The 15,456-nt window shown below is 30.3% G+C and carries 16 protein-coding genes; 4 read left to right on the top strand and 12 right to left on the bottom strand.

Going from position 1 to position 15,456, the window contains the following annotated elements; genetic code table 11:
- Window positions 1–55 precede the first annotated feature (55 nt).
- On the top strand, window positions 56–3,526 hold the full coding sequence (locus IPH62_11575) for an SAM-dependent DNA methyltransferase (protein ID MBK7105912.1): 3,471 nt from the start codon (window positions 56–58) through the stop codon (window positions 3,524–3,526).
- Window positions 3,527–3,564: 38 nt separating this feature from the next.
- Here the strand turns inward: IPH62_11575 and IPH62_11570 are convergent, their stop codons facing one another.
- The 10 genes from IPH62_11570 to IPH62_11525 all read right to left on the bottom strand — a co-directional run bounded on the left by IPH62_11570 (window position 3,565) and on the right by IPH62_11525 (window position 10,552).
- Window positions 3,565–3,978, bottom strand: a complete 414-nt coding sequence (locus IPH62_11570; protein ID MBK7105911.1) for a hypothetical protein — start codon at window positions 3,976–3,978, stop codon at window positions 3,565–3,567.
- Between the two features lie 427 nt (window positions 3,979–4,405).
- On the bottom strand, window positions 4,406–5,608 hold the full coding sequence (locus IPH62_11565) for an ImmA/IrrE family metallo-endopeptidase (protein MBK7105910.1): 1,203 nt from the start codon (window positions 5,606–5,608) through the stop codon (window positions 4,406–4,408).
- Between the two features lie 24 nt (window positions 5,609–5,632).
- Entirely contained in the window at window positions 5,633–6,214 is a 582-nt protein-coding gene (locus IPH62_11560; GenBank protein ID MBK7105909.1) for a hypothetical protein, read from the bottom strand.
- A 569-nt stretch (window positions 6,215–6,783) separates the two neighbouring features.
- Window positions 6,784–7,485: a class II glutamine amidotransferase gene (locus tag IPH62_11555; protein ID MBK7105908.1), complete on the bottom strand. Its 702-nt coding sequence runs from the start codon at window positions 7,483–7,485 to the stop codon at window positions 6,784–6,786.
- Complete coding sequence (locus IPH62_11550) at window positions 7,476–8,693, bottom strand: amidoligase family protein (protein ID MBK7105907.1); 1,218 nt, start codon at window positions 8,691–8,693, stop codon at window positions 7,476–7,478. The genes IPH62_11555 and IPH62_11550 overlap by 10 nt, the downstream gene beginning before the upstream one ends.
- Before the next feature lie 135 nt (window positions 8,694–8,828).
- A complete protein-coding gene (locus IPH62_11545) occupies window positions 8,829–9,053 on the bottom strand; it encodes a hypothetical protein (protein ID MBK7105906.1) in 225 nt (74 codons plus the stop codon).
- 61 nt (window positions 9,054–9,114) lie between these two features.
- Complete coding sequence (locus IPH62_11540) at window positions 9,115–9,390, bottom strand: hypothetical protein (protein ID MBK7105905.1); 276 nt, start codon at window positions 9,388–9,390, stop codon at window positions 9,115–9,117.
- A gap of 68 nt (window positions 9,391–9,458) precedes the next feature.
- Window positions 9,459–9,713 carry a hypothetical protein gene (locus tag IPH62_11535; protein MBK7105904.1) on the bottom strand — a complete coding sequence of 85 codons (255 nt, stop codon included), beginning with the start codon at window positions 9,711–9,713 and terminating at the stop codon, window positions 9,459–9,461.
- A 92-nt stretch (window positions 9,714–9,805) separates the two neighbouring features.
- Window positions 9,806–10,060 carry a hypothetical protein gene (locus IPH62_11530; GenBank protein ID MBK7105903.1) on the bottom strand — a complete coding sequence of 85 codons (255 nt, stop codon included), beginning with the start codon at window positions 10,058–10,060 and terminating at the stop codon, window positions 9,806–9,808.
- 303 nt (window positions 10,061–10,363) lie between these two features.
- Window positions 10,364–10,552, bottom strand: a complete 189-nt coding sequence (locus IPH62_11525; GenBank protein ID MBK7105902.1) for a hypothetical protein — start codon at window positions 10,550–10,552, stop codon at window positions 10,364–10,366.
- A gap of 493 nt (window positions 10,553–11,045) precedes the next feature.
- Between IPH62_11525 and IPH62_11520 the strand changes: the two genes are divergently transcribed.
- Genes IPH62_11520 through IPH62_11510 form a run of 3 tightly spaced genes read left to right on the top strand, consistent with a single transcriptional unit; the run spans window position 11,046 to window position 14,403 of the window.
- Window positions 11,046–11,786 carry a recombinase family protein gene (locus IPH62_11520; GenBank protein ID MBK7105901.1) on the top strand — a complete coding sequence of 247 codons (741 nt, stop codon included), beginning with the start codon at window positions 11,046–11,048 and terminating at the stop codon, window positions 11,784–11,786.
- Window positions 11,787–11,842: 56 nt separating this feature from the next.
- Entirely contained in the window at window positions 11,843–12,382 is a 540-nt protein-coding gene (locus IPH62_11515) for a hypothetical protein (protein MBK7105900.1), read from the top strand.
- A gap of 2 nt (window positions 12,383–12,384) precedes the next feature.
- Window positions 12,385–14,403, top strand: a complete 2,019-nt coding sequence (locus IPH62_11510) for an ATP-binding protein (protein ID MBK7105899.1) — start codon at window positions 12,385–12,387, stop codon at window positions 14,401–14,403.
- A gap of 6 nt (window positions 14,404–14,409) precedes the next feature.
- On the opposite strand, the gene IPH62_11505 is transcribed toward IPH62_11510, so the two are convergent.
- Together IPH62_11505 and IPH62_11500 are read right to left on the bottom strand one after the other, a co-directional pair.
- A complete protein-coding gene (locus IPH62_11505) occupies window positions 14,410–14,685 on the bottom strand; it encodes a hypothetical protein (protein ID MBK7105898.1) in 276 nt (91 codons plus the stop codon).
- Window positions 14,682–15,071: a hypothetical protein gene (locus IPH62_11500; GenBank protein MBK7105897.1), complete on the bottom strand. Its 390-nt coding sequence runs from the start codon at window positions 15,069–15,071 to the stop codon at window positions 14,682–14,684. The genes IPH62_11505 and IPH62_11500 overlap by 4 nt, the downstream gene beginning before the upstream one ends.
- Window positions 15,072–15,456 lie beyond the last annotated feature (385 nt).

The raw sequence follows: 15,456 nt of genomic DNA, 5'->3' as shown, positions 1-15,456 counted from the left end.
AATTAAAGTCTGAAATTGTTTATTTTTCTGAGCAATATATGATAATTCAAAACTTATGTCCAACTACAAAGCTAATGAAAGAACTTTTCAAGGTGTTTTACTTACAACTTTCAATCAAATATTTAAAGAAAATCCAGAGCTAAAATTTACTTCTGCTAATCAAGAACAAAACGTTGGAATTGGTGAAAATCGTTTCAGTGATACAATTATTAATTCTTCGGTAGATTCTTCTAAAAAAGTTTTTATTGAACTTAAAAATTCAAGCTGGGATGCGACAGATGAAATTCTTGTAAAAGATGCAATGACAAAAGCACTTAATAATGGCATTGAATATTGCGTTACCGGAACACCTCGTCAGTTGGTTTTATTTAAAACTTTCAAACCAAACACAACAATTCTTGAACGTAAAATTAAGCTTTATTATTTGCCAAATGTTAGAAATGATAATGATGTAATTTCTCAAACTTATTTAACACAATTACAGCCTATTATTAAATCCTTTTTAACTGATTTAAGCAATTTAGTTCATAACATTCAAGAAATTCATTGGGATTCTATTGATAAGCAATTTATCAATAAATTATCTTCATACATTTTGGAAGCTTCTGCTCAAATGAGTGATGAGATGATTCCAAGAATAAAGGAAGATAATAATCTTAAAAAGAAAATTAGAGAATACTTACAATCGCAAGATATTTTTCATGTAACAATAAATTTCCATGATGATGATATTTACAATTTATCACAACTGGCGAATTATTTACTGTATTTGAAAATCATTTTTTATTCTTATCTTCAGCGTGATGTTCCCGAACTGAACCTTAAAACTCTTACAATTCCGGAAGACAAAGAATTATTAAATAAATTATTGAGAGAAAGATTTAATGATGTTTTGGTTCATGATTATGAATCAATATTCAAACAATCTGTGTTGGATGAATTTACTTATCCAAAAAAATATTTGCCGGAATTAAAATCTAATGTTGAGCAAATTAAAAATCTTGAATTTCATGATCTAAGCCTTGATATAATTGGTTCAATTTATAATACACTTATTGATAACCAAGAACAACATGATCGTGGTCAGCATTTTACAAGTACAAATGAAGTTGATATTGTTAATGCTTTCTGCATAAATAAAAACACAAAAACTGTAATGGATAGCGGATGCGGTGCCGGAACTTTTTTGGTTCGTGCTTATGCACTAATGAAATATTTCGATCCAAATGTAAAACACATTCATTTACTTGAAAGACTTTGGGGAATTGATATTGCGCCATTCCCGGTACTTTTAGCAAGCATGAATCTTTCTCTTTTGGATATTAAAGAACTTCATAACTATCCGGCAATTATTACAAAAGATTTTTCGGATATTAAGCAAAACTCATTTCAGAATTTAATTTTTCAGAATAAGTCAAATTTATTTGATGTTAAAGAAACAAAAGAAAAATACAATAAAGTAAAAATACCGGAATTTGATGCGTGCGTTGGCAATCCGCCTTATATACGACAAGAATTAATTGAAGATAAAGAAACGTGGACTGATCTCGCAAAAAAGGAACACAAAATCAGAAAGATAAATCAGCAAAGTGATTTGTATGTTTATTATCTAATGCACACAGCTTCATTTCTTAAAGTTGGTGGAAAGTTAGGTTACGTTATTTCTAGCAGTTGGCTTGATGTTGCTTTCGGAACCGGATTACAAGAATTTCTTTTAGATCATTTCAAAATAATTGCAATTATAGATAATCAAAAAGTAAGAAGTTTTGAAACCGCATCAATCAATACGGTAATCTTAATTGTTGAAAAATGTTTGGATGCAGATTTAAGAGAAAATAATGTTGTAAAGTTTGTAAGAATTTATAAAGATTATAAAGAACTTATAGGGAAAAGCGACGATGTAAATCGATTTGAAAATATTAACAAATTTGTAACTAATATTGAGAAAACAAAAAAGACAACCAAAAATGATGATTACTTAATTATTACAAAAATACAAAAGGAGTTAAAAGAAGAAAGTACTATTGAAGAAAAATATTACAACGGAAATTGGGGAGCAAAATATCTTCGTTCGCCGGAAATTTATAATAAAATAATTGAAGCCGCCGGAGATAAATTAATTCCTTTAAGTAAAATTGTTGATGTTAAATATGGTATTAAATCTGGAGCGAATGAATTCTTTTATGTTATTGATGAAACTGAAAAAGTTAGTAAACTTTCTGATGATGAATTTAAACTTCATTTTGGATTTGAGAAAAGAAAAAGTAAAATAAATTGGGAAAAATTAGGATGGTATTTTAGTGAGCTTACAAATAATCATCATTTACTAGAAAGAAGATTTTTCAAACCAATATTTAAAACTCAAAAAGAGGCAAATAATCTTGATGTAGACAAAAGCAATTTAAAATATCATGTTCTGGTTTGCAATTATACTTTGGCAGAACTTAAAAAGAATAAAATAAAAATTGCAGATTATGTAAATATTGCCGAAAAACAATTTAATTTACATCAGCGACCAACAAATGTTCAAAGAATTTCCACAGTTAAAAATCACGAAAGAGATTGGTTTAATCTTGGTGAAGATTTAGTAATTGGCGATTTTATTTTCCCTTCAAAAATTCATGAAAAATATGGATTGATTGACAATAGGATTTCTAAAGTTTTTTGTGATAAAGTTAATTACAACGTTTGTATAAAAACTGAATACGAAGAAGAAAGTAATATTATTTTTCTTTTGATGAACAGCACACTTTTCAGATATTTCCTTGAACTTTTTGCTCGTCAAATGGGAGAAGGGTTAACAGATATTGATGTAATTGTTGTTGAAAAGAATTTGATTATTGATCCAAAATATTTAGTTCCATTTAAAGTTGAATTAATAAAAATTTATAATTCATTAAAAAATAGACCACAAGAAACTATTTATGAAGAAATCAAAAAAGTAGATAGAAGAAAATTAGATAAAATATTATTCGACATAATTGGATTAAATGAAAAAGACTTAGATAAATTTTATAAAGAAGCAAGTGAACAAAGAATCAAAAGAAATGAAAAAGCAAGTTCAGTAACAACTTCTAAAACAAAACAAAAACCGGATTATCAAACCTCGGTTAAATTAATTCAAGAACGTTTTCCGGAAATACATTCATATTTTTCATTAACAGAAAATGTAACTTTAGAAGATTTTAATATTCCCAATCTTCCGGCAAAATTTCCCCAAACTGCAAAAACCGGTGATTCAAACTTATTTAATACCTACAATGTAATTTTTACACAAGGGAATAAGAAAATTACAGTAAGCCTAAGCAGTAATGGACAATTAAAACTTTTCAAATTCTTTTATGATAGTTTAGAAATAAAAGGACAAAAAATAATGCTGCCTTCAAATTCAGAAGAATGTGAAAAAATATATACAATCCTTTCCAGCGATTTCAAAAATTATAGCAGTCAAATAAAAAGCGTATTAAAATCTCTTAGAAGTTCGGCAAGTCACTTAGCTGTTTATAGAGATTTGGTGATGAGTTAAGATTACAAATTTAATGCTATAGTAATTATCTTAAACTTTTAGTTTTGTTTTATATAGATTTTTTTGTGATAAGTGAAATTTAAAGAAAATTTTAGAATTTTTTCCATGTAAGCAGAATAAGTTGAATCTTTATTTACATGAAGTCCCATTGTAATGGAATCCCCTAAATTCAATATTCTTAATTCTCTCTTTTTCTTTTTTAATGGGAATTCGTCATCATGAAAACCATGACTGTTTGTTGTGAGTGGTTTTGAATTTTCATTTTCCCAAAAAGTAGAGATATTATTTCTGTGCTTATAATGTAGTTCGTGATCCCATTCCCCAATTGGCAATCCGAAGCGAAATAATAGTAGTGTATCAGAAATAAAAATTAGAAGTAATGTTATAAGAAGAATAGAAATGTTAATTAGTCGAATTTTTTTAGAATTCATGAACAAGAAAATATCAAACATTTATAATAAAAAATATTTATTTTAATTTTTTAATATTTATTCAAATTAAAAGACCAGCCGAAGCTGGTCAGATATTAACCTTTGGATTTTGCGTAAAAAACAAAACATTTATGCCCGAAATCTTTTGCATAAATAATTTTGCCATTACGAGTTCTAATCTTTGTAGTAACTACTTTGACTAGTCCATCGGTGTTCTTCTCATTTGGGGTATCCATTTTATAGATCCTCATAAAGTAAGAAAAATGGACTTGCTTTTTTTAGGGATGAAATGTATTTTAAATAATCAATTTAAATAGTTTCACCCGCTACCACACTGCAAGTCTTATTATTTAATTGTGTGGAATTTTTGTTTAAAAAGCCAGATTAGCGTCAACTAATTTGGCTTTTTTATTGATAGAAATTAAATAATTAATTACTAAACTCAATATTAATTTTCCTTTTTTTTCGTTAATTCAAATATTTGCAAATTTCTTTTTTGATTTTCATTCTTTTTAATTTTGATTTCAATAAAGTAAGGATTTTCCTTTTCTTTATAGTTAGCAAAATCAAAATTTATCAAGTTGGCTATTTCATCTAATGGCAAATTTAATTGCTCAATTATATCACCGACTTTTAGTATTTTCTTTTCTAATAATGCATTAATACATAGAGATAAAAACTTTGGTTCTTCTGGCAAAATAGTATTATCAAGAGGTTCACCATTTGTTCGCCATTTCCTCTTCGAATAATTCATAAATAATTTAGTTTTTGTTTCTTCTGAAATAAAATTAAGATTTGAAGCTCGCATTATTAATGCTGCTACTGACATACCTGAAAATTTTTTTAATCTGAGAAATTCATCTAAAGAAGGATAAAAGAAATTTCTGGAAAATGTCTCAGCTGGCATTAAAAATGCACCTGCAAAATAATTTGCTTGATCTTCTAAGTAAGTTAAATTTTCATTTGTTAATTCTTCTTTTCTAAGATTTGAGTGAAGAATAATATGACCTAATTCATGTGCAGCATCAAATCTAGTTCTATAATAATTATTTTTATATGAACTTAAAAAAACGAGTGGATTTTTGGTTAAAGGATCAACCTTTGAAAAGGCATCAATTTTTGAAGATTCAGAATTACCTTTTGCAACTATGATACTATTACTTTCTAAAAGATTTATCATATTTGTTACTGGTTGAAGTCCTATTTTCCAGTAAATTCTGAGTTTATTTGCATAATATTCAATTTGTTCTTCCTTAATTTCTTTAAAGCTAAGATTTGAATAAAAATCACTTGGAATGTTAGCATTATTTAACTCGAAATACTTTTCAATAAAGGAAAGAACAGAAGTAAGCCAAGTTATTCTATATATCTGACTTTTACGTTCACTTTTAGTTGCTGAAGCATAAGATCGAAAGAATACTTTAGAAACATTATCACTTACAGAATTTTGGAAAAAAAATTGATAAGGAAATCTTAAAGCCTCAACTAACTTTTTCATGCTATCAAAAGATGGAATTGCTTTACCTTTTTCATATGCAACAAGTGATTGAACTGAGACGTCGATTTTTTTACTTAATTCATTTTTAGTAATTTTTCTAAACTCTCGCGCCTCGATTAATTTTTCTGGATTGAATGATTTAATATCATTCATAGCGCTACTCCTTTATTTAATATTTTAAATAACTTTTAATTTAGGTAGAGTTAATTCAGTTTTTTCATTTATTATAATTTCAGGTTGAGGTATGATTAAATCAGTTAATGATATTGAACCAGTATTCTCAATATAAAATTTAATGAAGTCTGGTCTAATGGAATATGGTTTTTCAGCTCCATGAGTTAAAATTAAACAAATTTTCTTTTCTAGTTTAGAACTGTATAAAAATTCTTCAAATAAATTACCTTGACTAAGATCTTCTCGAAACAAAGCTTTCCGTGGTATATTACTCCATCCATTTGCAACTGATTGTATAATTATAAAACTTTCAGTTTCAAGTGCATAAAAAGTTGAATTACCAACACTATTTTCAATTTGAGTTGTCTTAAAGGCGGGATTTGTTTTCCCAACTTCATACATAAAATCTTCAATTAATGCTCTTCTTTTATATGGAAATAATTCTTTGGCTGTTTTATCCGTATGTTCACTACGACATGAATTAAACGATTCTTCCCACAAATATGGAATACTTTTTAGCATCCGTAAAATAAATTCTTGAGGGATTTCTTCTTGAATTCTTATTATTAACTCATTTCTTGTCATAGTATGACCCTTAGTATTAATGTTAATTCAAAAATATGAAAAATAATTAAAGTTAGCAACTAAAATATTAAAAATAATTAAATGACAGAGTTTTAAATTGTTTATTATGAAAAAATTCTTTTAGTCATTCTTTCAAAAATTTCGGAAGAAGTGATCATCTCCATCATCCCCAAAAATCCCTTTTTATTTTTATCTTCTTAAAATCCTAACATTTTTAGGATGGCAAGCCTTTCTTAAAAACTTACTTTTTGACCAAAAATAATGACTCATTTCAACGTTGGACATTTGTTCTTTCCAACATTACTATGGTAGTTGGATTTTTCATTTATTTTTAAGAATAGATTTAATGATTTTTAATTTATTAAAATCACATTTGTACAAGTTATTTTACAGTCTCAATTTAAAAGGCAATTCTATTTAGAAAGGATTTTTACTCTACTCTTTAAAATCAAATGAACTCAATTTAAAATAAACTACCGAGTATTTCTCGGTAGTTTCAATGTAGGCTTAGTTTGAAAAAATTAGATTAACTTTTATAAACTCATTTTAACGAAACCTAAATAAAAATATTAGAATATCCCTATTTCAGTTGCAAATTTTTGCATACATCCGTAGCAAGTTTCATTTACCACTTCCCTTTCTTCAAGTAATTCTATTCCGCAGTATTGGCAAAATTCGTAGTCGAGTAGATCGTGTGTCCAAGTTATGTTTTGTTGTTTTAGGAATGGCAGTTCGCAGTAACTGTAATTGCTGTACCAGTTACCTTTTTTGTCCCAATGTCCAAGGTGTTCGTTTATTATCCAGTATTTGCCGTGGTTGTTCATAAATAGTAGTTTTGATCTTTCTGCGTACCTTGAAATAAGTTCAACTAATGCGTGGTTGTTTAGGAAGTTTTGCGGTAGTTGTTTTAGTATTTTTTGGTTGAATGCTATTGTGTCGCTAATTTTGGATTTTTTCTGTAGCAGTATGTTTATTATTCCGTTGTGCATGAATGCGAGATTTTCATTTACATAAAACGGATGAATATTATAAAGATCTATGTTTCCGGATGTTGCTATTCTGAAGTGAAGTGCAATTTTTGTTTTCTTAAATTCCTTTCTTAGTGTTGAGTAATATTCATAAAACGTATTGAAATTTTTCAGTTCTTTGAAGATGTTTATTTTTCCATCTATTGCGTACATTATTCCGGCTCCGTCGCTGTTGGTTTGCCAGCATTCATTTAACAGTTCTTTTGTTAAGTGTTCTTTTGTGTTTAATATTATTATGCACATTTTTTTGACTCCATGAATTTTGTTAGGTTTTTGAAGTTTTTGTCTTTTTTTACATAGTTGTAAAATGTTTCTGATGTTAGTTGTTGTAGTGAGGTTGTTTTCACATAGGAGCATATTGCAGCTATGAATTCAATATTTTTGAAGTATGAATAGTCGTTTAGTGTTCCTCTGAATATTCTAAATTCTATTGTGTGTTGGTTTTGAAGGTTTATTGCGGTGTATCTTTCGCTTCCTCCCTTTTTTTTACTTTGGTCATAAATTGCTTTTTTATCTTTTTTTATCTTGCCCCATTGGTCAAGGTTGTTTGGATTTCTTTGAGATATTGTTTTTATAAATCCTTCATTTTGGCAGAAGAATAAATGCAGTTTAGCTAAGTCCAGTCCGGATAAATATTTTTTGGATATGTGGATGTGTATTCCGCAAGTGGTTGTGTTATATGATCTATATCCATTACTTCTGAGGGTTTCCAGTAGACTTTTGAATATGTTTTTATGTTCTTTGAACCATTCAAAACTGAATGGGTGTGTTACTATTTCAAATCCGTCATCAATACTGCTGTCGTTTTTTAAGTAGAATAGTTCAGAAATATCACATACTTCTTGTGCACATTTTTGCCTGTCGTTTCCTTTGGATTCTGTTTCAAGTTCTACACCTATGTAATATTTGCTTTTCTCTTTTGAGTTATTGAAGAATATTGGGTTTGGTTTGTATGAGTAATTATGTATTGATACTCCGCAGTCACAGCCGTCGTCACTCCAGTAATCTTCTCCGCAGTTTTCGCAGTAGCTGTGTAAATCGTGGTAGCAGTTATCGCAATAATCGTTGTTTGTGATTTCTGAATAATATGATTCATCGTTGGTTATTGGTTCTTGGCAATTATGACAGTATGTGTGATTTTGATAGTAACATTCACTGCAATAACTTGTTCCGCTGTATACGTGTTCACTTTCTTCATTTTGGTGATAGTATCTATCACATCCAGTACAATAGTAGTGAGAGTCGTAAAATTCATCTTCGGGTAAGTATTTGTTTAAGTATTCTGAGTAGATACAATCATCTATCCAAAATCTTTCATGGTTAAAGATTATTGTTTGTTCGTTTAGGTATTCTGTTTCATACCATTCATCGTTAAATTCGGTGCAGTTGGATTTTAGTCTGTATTTGCCGTCATTACACTGGCAAATTTGTTCTTGGATTTGGTGCTGCATTGTTCTGGTCTCCTTTTTTTTGAGGAGATCAAACTTTTACTTTGCAGTTGTTTAGCAGTTGGTCATAGTTTTCCTATTATAGTAATTTCCAATACTATTTTACTTTGTGATTGGTTTTAATTTGAGGGTTTGTTGTTATTTGGATTTTTGGTATTTCTTTGCTTTGTCGTTCATTATTACGAATTCAACTTTGTCAATTTTTATGGTATCGATTGAGTTTGAATCTCTTAATTGATAAACCATGTTTCTGTTGATGTTTTTTAACTTTGCAAAGGTTGAGAATTTTAATATGAGGTTTTTATTAGCGGCTTTTTGAATTTCTGCTATTGTGGGTATGATGTTCATTGAAGTATTTTTCATACTTATAAACTACTATAAGGCTAAACAACTGTCAAGTTTTGATGCTTGATCTCCTAAATTGTTAAATGTAAAATTTTGGGTTTTCGTATTCGTTAAGGAATACTACAGTTAGTGAATCGGCGGAAAAGTTAACATCATCTTTATCGAAAATTCCGCAAATTTCATGCTTATTAACTTTAACAGTCCATGTTTCCATATCTTGCGGATTTTCGTTGTTGATTTTCTCGATTAGTATTTCCAATAATTGTTTTTTTTCTTCTTGGTTTAATATTGAAGCTACTTTCCTTGAATATATAACATATAGTCTTCCTAGTGTATTATTTTCTTGTAATTCCATCTTTTCCACCTCGTTTTACAGACTCAAGTACTTTGTGATTGAGGCTGTAAAAAAATAAATTGGAAGATTTAATAATCTTCCGGGAATAATACAGTTAGTAAATCCTCTCTGTTTGGTCCGGCTCTATGATCAAGTATACCCCAAAGTTTATAGTTGTTGACGTATACTGTCCAAAGATCCGGGTTAAGCGGATCTTGTTTTTGCATTTTTACTTCAAGTTTTTGAAGTGCTTCCTGCATTTCTTCAGGTGTCAGTTTTGCTGCTACTGCTCTTGTGGCTACTATGCATAGTGAGCCTTCATTTTGTTTTTTTAATATGTTCATTTTTCTTACCTCCGATTATTTTATACAGACTCAAGTAATGTTAATTGAGTCTGTATGAATTGTTTTTATTTATTTGAGTTTAGTGTTTCGGGTCAGAATTCTTCGGAAAAGATTATTCTTAACAGATCTTCTTCATTTGGTCCGGCTCTTGCATCCAGTAATCCAAATATTTCTTTGTTGTTAAAATTTAATGACCACATGTTGAGATTTAATGAAGAATCCTTTTCAATTTCTTCATCTAATTTTGTTAGTAATTCCATTACTTCTCTTTCCGTTAACATTGATTTAATTTTGTTTGATGGGTCAATGAAAAGTGTCCCATTATTTTGTTTTTCGATTAAGTTCATTTTATATTCCTCCGCTTAAGTTTGCAGACTCAAGTGATTTATTATTGAGTCTGCAAAGTATTTTAGAATTATTTTCTTAGTTTTTTGTAGAATTAGGATTGCAGTCTTTCATCTAGGCGATTTGGTCGTATTTGGGCTTATTTCAGCCGGAACGGGCCAAATAACTGTTTTCTTTAATTGAAAACTTCTGTTGTTATAATTAAATAACAGCAGCTTTATCAATCCCGATTCTTTGATCATGGAGATATATGCTTGCTGTAATTTAATTAGTTGTTGTGAATGTGAGTTTGATTTGTGCGTGACCTATAACTTTTTATGATCGTTATGTTCAATGAAATCTTGGTAGTTATTATGGAACGGATATTTTAGTTCTTCATCCCTAAGTAAATTTATTATGTAATCCAATTTTTGATTTACTTCTTTTAATAATTTCATTGCTTCATCTTGAAAATTATTTTCATTGTTTTTTAATGTTTTGTTTTTGGTTGTCATAACTTTTGGGTAATTACTGCTGATTAAAATATTTTTCGGTTTTGTTACTTATCAGTTGAAATCATATTTCTTTACTTGGGAATAGTAATCACTATTTCAGAATGATTATTTTATTTTATCATTTGTTTGTGGTAATATTTTAATTTTCATTTTTCAGTAGTAATTTTTTTTCTTTCAATAATTTTGGGGGCAGTAAGTTAGACTTTCCTTCCCCACCCTCTTTAAGCCATGTTTATCGATAGATTTATATATAAGTCTATACATATAAAATTTATATGGCTGCGATTCAAAAATTCCAGAATAATGTAGTTAAACGGCTTCCCCGCTTAAGTGATAATCTTGTCAGAATCCAATTTCAAAAGTCCAACGGTCAGTTTAAGATTACCATTCCGAGAGGTCTTGCGAAAAGTTTGCGCTTGGTTTGCGGTGATGTGCTTGAGGCGTTTATTGAACGCGGTGATTTAGTGTTTAGGTTAAAGGAGGTTAATATTAAATGAGAAGAGCTTTTGTGTATTTAAGAGTTAGTACCGGTGAACAGGCAAAAGGTTATTCTTTGGATGCTCAATTCGATGAGATTAAAAATTATTGTGAAAATAATGATATTCAGATTATTGAAAAATTTACGGATTCAATGAGTGGAACTAAGTTAACCGAGAGAAAAGGTTTGATGGATCTTCTTGACCGTATTGATGTAGATAAGCCTAATACTGTTATTGCAACTGAATCTGACCGCATTTCAAGAAATACTTTGCAGTTTGGTTGGATTGATACTCATCTTTCTATGAAGGGAATAAAATTATTATTGGTTAATGAACGAGAGGCTGACAGCCCTTTTGAAAAAGCATTTCAAAAGATAAGGGCTGTGTTCTCAGAGTTTGAGACTGATCTTAGGCAATGGAGAATAAATCGCGGTAGAGAAAAAGCAAAGTCTAATGCCCGTTTTATGAATCGTCCTCCTTTTGGTTATAAAGTTATTGGCAGAGATGTTATTGTTGATTCTGATTGTAAGGATGTTGTAGTTAATATTTTTGAGGATTATTTTGATAGAGTTCCGATTAAGAAAATTGCTAGGGAGGTTGGTAAGAGTCCGGGTAGTGTTAGATATATTTTAAGTAATTATTTTTATATTGATTCTAAGTTGAATGGCGATCATGAGGTTTTTATTGATGTCGTTAAGTTTGAGCATGTGCAGGTCAGATTAAAATTTTCTAAAGAGTTTTCTACTAAAAGGTAGTAAAAACCGAAAAGTTTATATACTAGTATCACAATATTTTATTACGGGTGATACCAATGATATTCAACTATCAATACCTACCAAAGACAAAAGAATATGAAAGCATAAAAAACAATGATTCAAAAAATTATGCCTTACCAATAAACTCAAATTACTTGATAAATAATTCAAAAAAGAAAACTTACTTTTCAACTCTTGAAACAACAAATAATAATTACAAATCCGGCACCGATATAGCCGATATGATAACAAATGATAAATTAAATTTCTTGGGAACAACGGTAAATCATCTTAAATCTCAAATCGAACAAAGAAGTAAAATTCGAGATGATCAAGTAAAAGATCTAGACAAAATGATAAGGGAGTGTGATGTGGGAGTTATGAATCTAGAGTCTTGGCCAATGTTTACAAATCAATTGGTTGAAAAGAAAAGAGCCGACTTTAAGACAAGTATTCAAAAACTGGAATTAGAAAAACAAAAAGAAATGCTTAATTGCTGGAAAGATCAAAACATGCTTTACAAAGAATTACTTGAAACACTCGGCGAATATAAAAATGTTCAGAGAAGATCCAAAATGTTATCCGGAGGTTATTAGAATTGTTAGTCGAAGATATTTGCGTAAAGTTAAGACCAATACTTGGTGAGAAAATTGATAGTCTATGGCGTGCTTATTTAGTCGAAGATATTGATGGTAAAAGAGAAATCGAACAAATTCTTAACATACTTTATTTAGACAATTTGAATACTGAAATTTCTTCAGACAATGCAGATAATTTATTAGCTCCGCCTCCGGCTGAAAACGTTCGCGGTGAATACCCTATCGGAGAAATCATGTACGCCGGTAAAAAACTCTATCCATTTTGCTTAAGAGAAAATGACTGGATAAAACACGTGCTAATAGTCGGCGCTTCGGGTTCGGGCAAAACTAATTTATGTTTTCAAGTTCTAAAGAACTTTATACATAAAAATAAACCTTTTCTTGTTTTGGATTGGAAAAGAAATTACCGGGATATTGTAACTGAAAGTTTTGGCAAGGATATTAGAGTTTATACCGTTGGAAGAGACGTTGCTCCATTTAGATTTAATCCTCTTATTCCTCCTCCAGGTACTTCTCCGAAAACTTGGTTAAAAAAGTTAATTGAAATAATTGCACATGCTACTTTTGTCGGTGAAGGAGTAATGTATTTATTACAAAAAGCTCTAGATAAAACTTACAATGATTTTGGATTATACAACAATAAACCGGTTGTAAATTATCCGACTCTAAAAGATTTACTAAATACTATTGAGCACACTGACGTTAAAGGCAGAGAATCCGGCTGGATGAGCAGTACTCTAAGAGCTCTTGGTGCCTTAACTTTTGGTGAGACCGGAAAAACATTCAATGTAAGACAACAATCAAATATGGTTGATTTATTAAGTCAACAAGTAATACTCGAGATGGATTCACTTACTAATACAGATAAAATATTTTTAGTGGAAAGTATTTTATTATGGATACATCATTACAGACTTTCATCTCCTTCTCAGAAACGTGAGGAGTTTGATCATGCAATAATACTTGAAGAAGCCCATCACGTTATCGGCAAAGATAAAAGTGATCTTGTCGGCGGTGAATCAATTACCGATGTAATTATAAGAGAAATCAGAGAACTTGGCGAATCCGTAATCATTATTGATCAATGCCCGAGTCTTTTATCCTTACCGGCTCGTGGAAATACTTGGTGTACAATTGTATTAAACCTTAAGGATTCAAAAGATGTTAACTCAGCTGCGAGTGCGCTTCTTTTAGAATCTTCTGATAAAAAAATTTTAGGAAGGCTTGACACCGGACAAGCCGTTGCTAAAATTCAAGGGAGATGGCACAAACCATTTCTCATAAATGTCCCTTATATTCCTATTAGAAAGGGCTCAGTAAGTGATCTAATGATAAGTGATCTAATGAGACCTTATTCCGCTTGTTCCGCCTCTGAAACATTAACCACTGCCGAAGAGAGACAGATTCCGCAAAATGATGACCAACGGAGTAAAGAGGTTGGAATAACCTCGGAAGAACAAATCTTACTTCATGATATTCATTCAAATAAATTATCCGGTGTAGTAGAACGTTACCGAAGATTACAATGGAGTAGAAGAAAAGGTAATGAATTAAAAAATTCATTACTCAAAAAACAACTAATTGAAACCGAAGAAATTCCAACGAAAAGCGGAAGGGTTATCGTACTTAAATTAACCAAAATTGGTAAATCAAATATCGATCAACCAATATTACAAGATATTCGTGAAGGCGGAATAACTCACGAATTCTGGAAAAATAAATATGCACAGATATTAAAGAATGAGGGTTTTGATATAACTTTTGAAAAATCAATCGGTGACGGAAAATATGTCGATGTTGTAGCATCAAAAAATGATATAAGAATAGCTATCGAAGTTGAAACCGGAAGATCCGATATTTTAACAAATATAAAAAAATGCTTGGAAGCAAATTTCGATAGAATCATTGTTGTTGCAGTCAACGAAAGAATTGAATCAAAAGTAAAGTCATTACTTGAAAGTAATGACTTACATCAAAACCCGAAAATCATTTTAAGTTGTGCAAGAAGAACTATTTAGTTCTTCTCACATCTCATCTTCTTCTTCCTCCCCCGCTTCTTTATCAGTGTTTATAACTACAAACTCATAAGCTTTCTGCATAACCAAAATAACTTTTGGCAATTCAGAATAAACTGAAAAACTGTTCGTTGATTTCCAGTTATTATCTTTATCCTTATAAGTCTTACTTACTATCACATTAAATATCTTTGACTTCACCCCTTTAACAAATGCTGAATTTTCAAAAACGGAAGCCTTAATCGCTCCCGCCCGAAAAACCCTTACCGGTTTATTTCCATTCATTTTCTCACCTCAACACTTAGTTGAGAATCCTTAGGATTCTCAACGGTTTTCTTCTTATTTGCCATCTCTTTCTTCCAAATCGCATGTTCAAGTATTAGAAGCTTTAGACTTGGAGCTTCCCTATCCGGGATCGAAGCAATCAAAGGATCGTTTTCAAATTCAACGATTCTATCTACTTCTTTTATTTCATCTGAATAAGCTTTTGAAAGCAAACAATCTTTTAATACTTTGCATTCATCTTCATTCCACTCTTCAACGATTCCGTACCAAGAAAGTACTACATCGATTCCGAAATCCACTACATCGAAATATTCGTGTATTGTTTCTGCGGCTTCAATTTGCCTAATTGTGTTTACAAGTTTCTTTGAATACATCTTCGATTCCATTTTCTTTTCCTCCTTGCCCTACCTCTCTAACTCCGGCGGGGTCTTCACTTAATGAGACCCCGTTGGAAAAACAAGGGAAAAAAATAAGTAATAATACATCTTTGGGTTAGCCGACCTTGAAAAGGGAAAAGTTTATAAAGTCGGATTACGATGAGTAAGTCATGAAATGACGTATCCGATTTATAAACTTTTAGGCGTGAAGACCCAACTCTAATTTTATATAGGGTAATGTAAATTATTTTTATTAGGAGGTGAATATAAATTGGCAAGACCATTCAAATGCCCGTATTGCAACGGAACTAATACAACTAAGAAAGGATATAGACAAACACAAACCGGAACAAAAAAAATAAGAATCTGCAGAGACTGTAATAGAAGATTTACT

This window comes from Ignavibacteriota bacterium (assembly GCA_016708125.1).
Classification (GTDB): Bacteria; Bacteroidota; Ignavibacteria; order Ignavibacteriales; family Melioribacteraceae.
This window is presented reverse-complemented; position numbering and strand designations above follow the sequence as displayed.

Excerpts from the sequence above, each read along its gene's own strand:
- IPH62_11555 (MBK7105908.1), bottom strand. The coding sequence starts at position 7,485 with ATGTGCATAATAATATTAAACACAAAAGAACACTTAACAAAAGAACTG.
- IPH62_11520 (MBK7105901.1), top strand. The coding sequence starts at position 11,046 with ATGAGAAGAGCTTTTGTGTATTTAAGAGTTAGTACCGGTGAACAGGCA.
- IPH62_11535 (MBK7105904.1), bottom strand. The coding sequence starts at position 9,713 with ATGAACATATTAAAAAAACAAAATGAAGGCTCACTATGCATAGTAGCC.
- IPH62_11550 (MBK7105907.1), bottom strand. The coding sequence starts at position 8,693 with ATGCAGCACCAAATCCAAGAACAAATTTGCCAGTGTAATGACGGCAAA.
- IPH62_11525 (MBK7105902.1), bottom strand. The coding sequence starts at position 10,552 with ATGACAACCAAAAACAAAACATTAAAAAACAATGAAAATAATTTTCAA.
- IPH62_11570 (MBK7105911.1), bottom strand. The coding sequence starts at position 3,978 with ATGTTTGATATTTTCTTGTTCATGAATTCTAAAAAAATTCGACTAATT.
- IPH62_11575 (MBK7105912.1), top strand. The coding sequence starts at position 56 with ATGTCCAACTACAAAGCTAATGAAAGAACTTTTCAAGGTGTTTTACTT.
- IPH62_11565 (MBK7105910.1), bottom strand. The coding sequence starts at position 5,608 with ATGAATGATATTAAATCATTCAATCCAGAAAAATTAATCGAGGCGCGA.
- IPH62_11540 (MBK7105905.1), bottom strand. The coding sequence starts at position 9,390 with ATGGAATTACAAGAAAATAATACACTAGGAAGACTATATGTTATATAT.
- IPH62_11500 (MBK7105897.1), bottom strand. The coding sequence starts at position 15,071 with ATGGAATCGAAGATGTATTCAAAGAAACTTGTAAACACAATTAGGCAA.
- IPH62_11560 (MBK7105909.1), bottom strand. The coding sequence starts at position 6,214 with ATGACAAGAAATGAGTTAATAATAAGAATTCAAGAAGAAATCCCTCAA.
- IPH62_11530 (MBK7105903.1), bottom strand. The coding sequence starts at position 10,060 with ATGAACTTAATCGAAAAACAAAATAATGGGACACTTTTCATTGACCCA.
- IPH62_11515 (MBK7105900.1), top strand. The coding sequence starts at position 11,843 with ATGATATTCAACTATCAATACCTACCAAAGACAAAAGAATATGAAAGC.
- IPH62_11545 (MBK7105906.1), bottom strand. The coding sequence starts at position 9,053 with ATGAAAAATACTTCAATGAACATCATACCCACAATAGCAGAAATTCAA.
- IPH62_11505 (MBK7105898.1), bottom strand. The coding sequence starts at position 14,685 with ATGAATGGAAATAAACCGGTAAGGGTTTTTCGGGCGGGAGCGATTAAG.